This window comes from Candidatus Palibaumannia cicadellinicola (assembly GCF_002855795.1).
Classification (GTDB): Bacteria; Pseudomonadota; Gammaproteobacteria; order Enterobacterales; family Enterobacteriaceae; genus Baumannia; species Baumannia cicadellinicola_C.
In genome coordinates, this window is record NZ_NJPO01000068.1 from 1 (window position 1) to 4,807 (window position 4,807).

The 4,807-nt window shown below is 33.2% G+C and carries 5 protein-coding genes; all 5 read right to left on the bottom strand.

All coding sequences use genetic code 11. The annotated features are described in order from the left end of the window. Positions 1-87: 87 nt before the first annotated feature. Positions 88-1,272, bottom strand: coding sequence for an elongation factor Tu (tuf, locus tag CEX73_RS01320; protein WP_101626813.1), 1,185 nt, complete (start codon positions 1,270-1,272; stop codon positions 88-90). 124 nt (positions 1,273-1,396) lie between these two features. Further along, positions 1,397-3,508, bottom strand: coding sequence for an elongation factor G (gene fusA / locus CEX73_RS01325; protein ID WP_101626814.1), 2,112 nt, complete (start codon positions 3,506-3,508; stop codon positions 1,397-1,399). 107 nt (positions 3,509-3,615) lie between these two features. Next, complete coding sequence (gene rpsG / locus CEX73_RS01330; RefSeq protein ID WP_101626815.1) at positions 3,616-4,086, bottom strand: 30S ribosomal protein S7; 471 nt, start codon at positions 4,084-4,086, stop codon at positions 3,616-3,618. 18 nt (positions 4,087-4,104) lie between these two features. Then, the gene (gene rpsL / locus CEX73_RS01335; protein WP_101626816.1) at positions 4,105-4,479 is read right to left on the bottom strand and encodes a 30S ribosomal protein S12; all 375 of its coding nucleotides are present in this window, start codon (positions 4,477-4,479) and stop codon (positions 4,105-4,107) included. 46 nt (positions 4,480-4,525) lie between these two features. Continuing rightward, on the bottom strand, positions 4,526-4,807 hold a 282-nt coding region (tusB, locus tag CEX73_RS01340; protein ID WP_101626817.1), incomplete at its 5' end, for a sulfurtransferase complex subunit TusB.

Below are 4,807 nucleotides of genomic sequence, written 5' to 3' on the forward strand. Positions count from 1 at the left end.
TTTATTAAAACGCATAAATATTTATAATTTATTTGAAATAAATATTTTTATTATTTATATGAATAGTTCATATGAATGAAAACTTATTTAGTCAATAATATTAGTTACTACTCCAGCTCCAACCGTATGGCCACCTTCACGGATAGCAAATCTTAATCCTTCATCCATTGCAATAGGGGCTATTAAATTAACAATCATTTTTATATTATCGCCAGGCATTACCATTTCAACATCTTTTGGTAATTCAACAGTACCTGTTACATCGGTAGTACGAAAGTAAAATTGTGGACGATAACCTTTAAAAAATGGAGTATGACGTCCACCTTCATCTTTATTTAGAATATAAACTTCTGATGTGAACTTAGTATGCGGTTTTATTGATCCAGGTTTAGCTAGTACTTGACCACGTTCGACATCATCACGTTTGATTCCCCGTAGTAAAACACCAATATTTTCACCAGCACGTCCTTCATCTAATAATTTACGAAACATTTCAACACCTGTACAGGTAGTTTTTATAGTTTCTTTAATTCCAATAATTTCTACTTCTTCACCAACTTTTAAAATACCTCGTTCTATACGACCTGTAACTACAGTACCACGACCAGAGATAGAAAATACATCTTCAATGGGTAATAAAAATGACTTATCAATAGCCCGTTGGGGTTCAGGAATATAACGATCTAATGCTTGGGATAATTCAATTATTTTTGATGTCCAAGCTTCATTTTTTTCTAAAGCTTGTAATGCGGAACCACGTATTACAGGTGTTTTATCTCCTGGAAAATCATATTGAGAAAGTAACTCTCGTACTTCTATTTCAACTAATTCTAATAATTCTTCATCATCAACCATATCGCATTTATTAATAAAGACAATAATGTATGGTACACCTACTTGGCGAGCTAAGAGTATATGCTCTCGTGTCTGAGGCATTGGACCATCAGTTGCAGCAACAACTAAAATTGCTCCATCCATTTGTGCTGCTCCGGTAATCATATTTTTTATATAATCAGCATGTCCCGGACAGTCAACGTGCGCATAATGACGAGTTTGAGTATCATACTCTACATGAGAAGTATTAATAGTAATACCACGTGCTTTTTCTTCTGGCGCATTATCAATTTCATCGAAAGCAAGCGCATTGCCTCCGTAATTTTTAGCTAAAACTGAAGTAATTGCTGCTGTTAAAGTAGTTTTACCATGATCAACGTGGCCTATTGTACCTACGTTAATGTGTGGTTTAGTACGTTGAAATTTTTCTTTAGACACTGTTATGTTCCTTAAACTCTATACACATACACATTATAATAATAATGTTATAATATATATTAATAATGTGTTTACATAAGCTGCATAGTATTTTGTTTTTATTTAAAATTTTCCTTAGTTTTATTTACTTTCTTTTACGTGTTTCAATAATAGCTTGTGCTACATGGTTTGGTGCTTCATTATACTTAATAAATTCCATGGAATAAGAGGCTCTACCTTGAGTTTGAGACCGTAAATCTGTGGCATAACTAAACATTTCAGATAAAGGAACTTGTGCACTAATAATTTTTCCAGTAACAGTTTCTGCTATACCATTAATTATACCACGACGTCTATTTAAATCACCAATTACATCACCCATATAATCTTCAGGTGTTTCAACTTCTACTTTCATTATTGGTTCTAGAATAACTGGATTAGCTTTCATAAAACCTTCTTTAAAAGCTATAGAACTAGCAAGTTTAAATGCCATTTCCGATGAATCTACTTCGTGATAAGAACCATCAAAAGCAGTAACACGTACATTTACTATTGGATAACCGGCTAAAACCCCATTTTTCAGCTGCTCTTGTATACCTTTATCTATTGCTGGTAAGTACTCTTTAGGTACAACTCCCCCAACAATTTTATTTATAAATTCATATCCTTTACCTCCTGGTTCTATTGGTTCTATACGTAACCATACATGACCAAATTGACCACGACCACCAGATTGACGTACAAATTTACCTTCTTGTTCAACCGTTATACGAATAGTTTCGCGATAAGCAACTTGTGGTTTACCAACATTAGCTGTAACATTAAATTCACGCTGCATTCTATCAATTAAAATTTCGAGATGCAGTTCACCCATACCAGCAATAATGGTTTCACCAGATTCTTCATCTGTCCATACGTGAAAAGAAGGATCTTCTTGCGCAAGACGACCTAAAGCAAACCCCATTTTTTCTTGATCTATTTTAGTTTTAGGTTCAACAGCCACAGAAATTACTGGTTCTGGAAATTCCATTCGTTCTAGAATAATAGGAGCAGAGGGATCACATAAAGTATCTCCAGTTGTAACATCTTTTAAACCTATTGCTGCAGCAATATCACCGGCTCTAACTTCTTTTATTTCTTCACGTTTATTAGCATGCATTTGTACAATACGACCAAAACGTTCACGTTTTTCTTTTACTGAGTTAAGCACTATATCCCCAGAACTTACCATTCCTGAGTATACTCTGAAAAAAGTAAGGTTACCAACAAATGGATCTGTTGCAATTTTAAATGCTAGTGCTGAAAATGGTTCTTGATCATTAGAGTGACGTTTGTTACATATTTCTACTGCTATTTGATTTTGGACATAATTAAAAGTAGTAATATCAGTAGGAGCTGGTAAATAGTCTATGACTGCATCTAATAATGCTTGTACACCTTTATTTTTAAAAGCAGAACCACAAGTTACTAGTATAATTTGATTTTTTAACACTCGTTGACGTAAACTAGATTTAATTTCTTCTTCTGAAAGTTGTTCACCATTTAGGTATTTTTCCATTAATGGTTCTGATATTTCTACAGCTGATTCAACTAAATGTTGATGCCATTTTTCTGCTTGATCTTGCATTTCAATAGGAATATCATCGTAAGTAAAGTTTATACCTTGATCTGCTTCGCTCCAATGTATTGCCTTCATTTTCACTAAATCAACAATACCAGTGAATTTATCTTCAGCTCCAATTGCTAATTGAATGGGTACTGGTTGAGCAGCTAGACGAGTTTTTAGTTGTTCAACCACTTTTAAATAATTGGCACCTATACGATCCATTTTATTTACAAACGCAATACGTGGAACTTTATATTTATTTGCTTGACGCCATACAGTTTCAGACTGTGGTTGTACTCCTCCAACAGCACAATAAATCATTATGACACCATCTAATATACGCATAGAACGTTCTACTTCTATCGTAAAATCAACATGCCCAGGTGTATCAATAATATTAATACGATGAGGTACAAACTGTTTTGCCATACCGGACCAAAAACAAGTAGTCGCAGCAGAAGTAATAGTAATACCTCGTTCTTGTTCTTGAGCCATCCAATCCATAGTAGCTGCACCATTATGAACTTCACCTATTTTATGATTTACACCAGTATAAAATAAAATACGTTCAGTTGTAGTGGTTTTACCTGCATCTATATGTGCACTAATACCAATATTTCGGTAACATATAATAGGTGTTATCCGAGCCATTTTAATCCTCAATGATTAGCGCTTAATATAATATATTAAAAACAGTTATATTTTTAACTATTAGTTAAAAATAAGTTACTTACTAAGTAAGTTTAATTAACTATTTTTTACCATCTATAATGAGCAAATGCTTTGTTAGCATCAGCCATACGATGAACATCTTCACGTTTTTTCACAGCAGCACCTTTATTTTCTACAGCATCAAATAGTTCATTAGCTAAACGTATAGCCATAGATTGATCTCCTCGTTTACGAGCTGCTTCTATAATCCAACGCATTGCTAATGTATTACGACGAACTGAACGAACTTCCACAGGAACTTGATAAGTAGATCCACCAACTCTACGAGATTTTACCTCAATAATTGGACGAACATTATCTAATGCTATTTCAAAAGATTCTAAGTAACTTTTACCAGAACGTTGAGCCAAAGTCTCTAGCGCGGTATATACTATTGTTTCAGCAATAGATTTTTTACCATTTTTCATTAAAATATTAATAAATTTAGCTAACAGTTCTGATTTTAACTTTGGATCTGGTAGTATTTTGCGTTGACCAATAATACGCCGACGTGGCATAAAAATACTCCGTTTTAATTAAATTTTTTGTTTTTTAACGCCGTATTTAGAACGACTTTTTTTTCGATCTTTTACGCCGGAACAATCAAGAGCACCACGAATAGTATGATAACGAACACCTGGAAGATCTTTTACACGACCACCACGAATTAATATTACCGAATGTTCTTGTAAATTATGACCTTCTCCTCCTATATAAGAAGTTACTTCAAAACCATTAGTCAGACGGACACGACAAACTTTACGTAAAGCTGAATTTGGTTTTTTTGGTGTAGTAGTATATACTCGAGTACATACTCCACGTTTTTGTGGACAATGGTCGAGCGCTGGAACATTATTTTTTGTTACTTTTATTTTACGTGGATGCCGTACTAATTGATTAATTGTTGCCATTTGATATTCATCCTAAACACTATATATATAAACATTAATTTATATGTTACCAAGCTATCTGTTGTTGATTTTTTTCGGTTAAACTGACAAATTCAGTATAACTAATTATGAAAATATCAGTTGAAAAATAATTATATAATCCACGTGCCAAAATATCATTTTTTAATGCATAAAGTGTTAAAGGGGCTGCTTTTAACATATATAGTATTGGTGAATTATGTAAGCCAGCTATTACTCCATCTGACCATAATAATAAGTCCGCTTCTTGCTTAATAGTACGTAATAATATTTCTATATCACAAGTATAGGGAGAACGACTTATTGTATA

Coding starts and splice junctions, on each gene's coding strand:
- fusA (WP_101626814.1), bottom strand. CDS start 3,508: ATGGCTCGGATAACACCTATTATATGTTACCGAAATATTGGTATTAGT.
- rpsG (WP_101626815.1), bottom strand. CDS start 4,086: ATGCCACGTCGGCGTATTATTGGTCAACGCAAAATACTACCAGATCCA.
- rpsL (WP_101626816.1), bottom strand. CDS start 4,479: ATGGCAACAATTAATCAATTAGTACGGCATCCACGTAAAATAAAAGTA.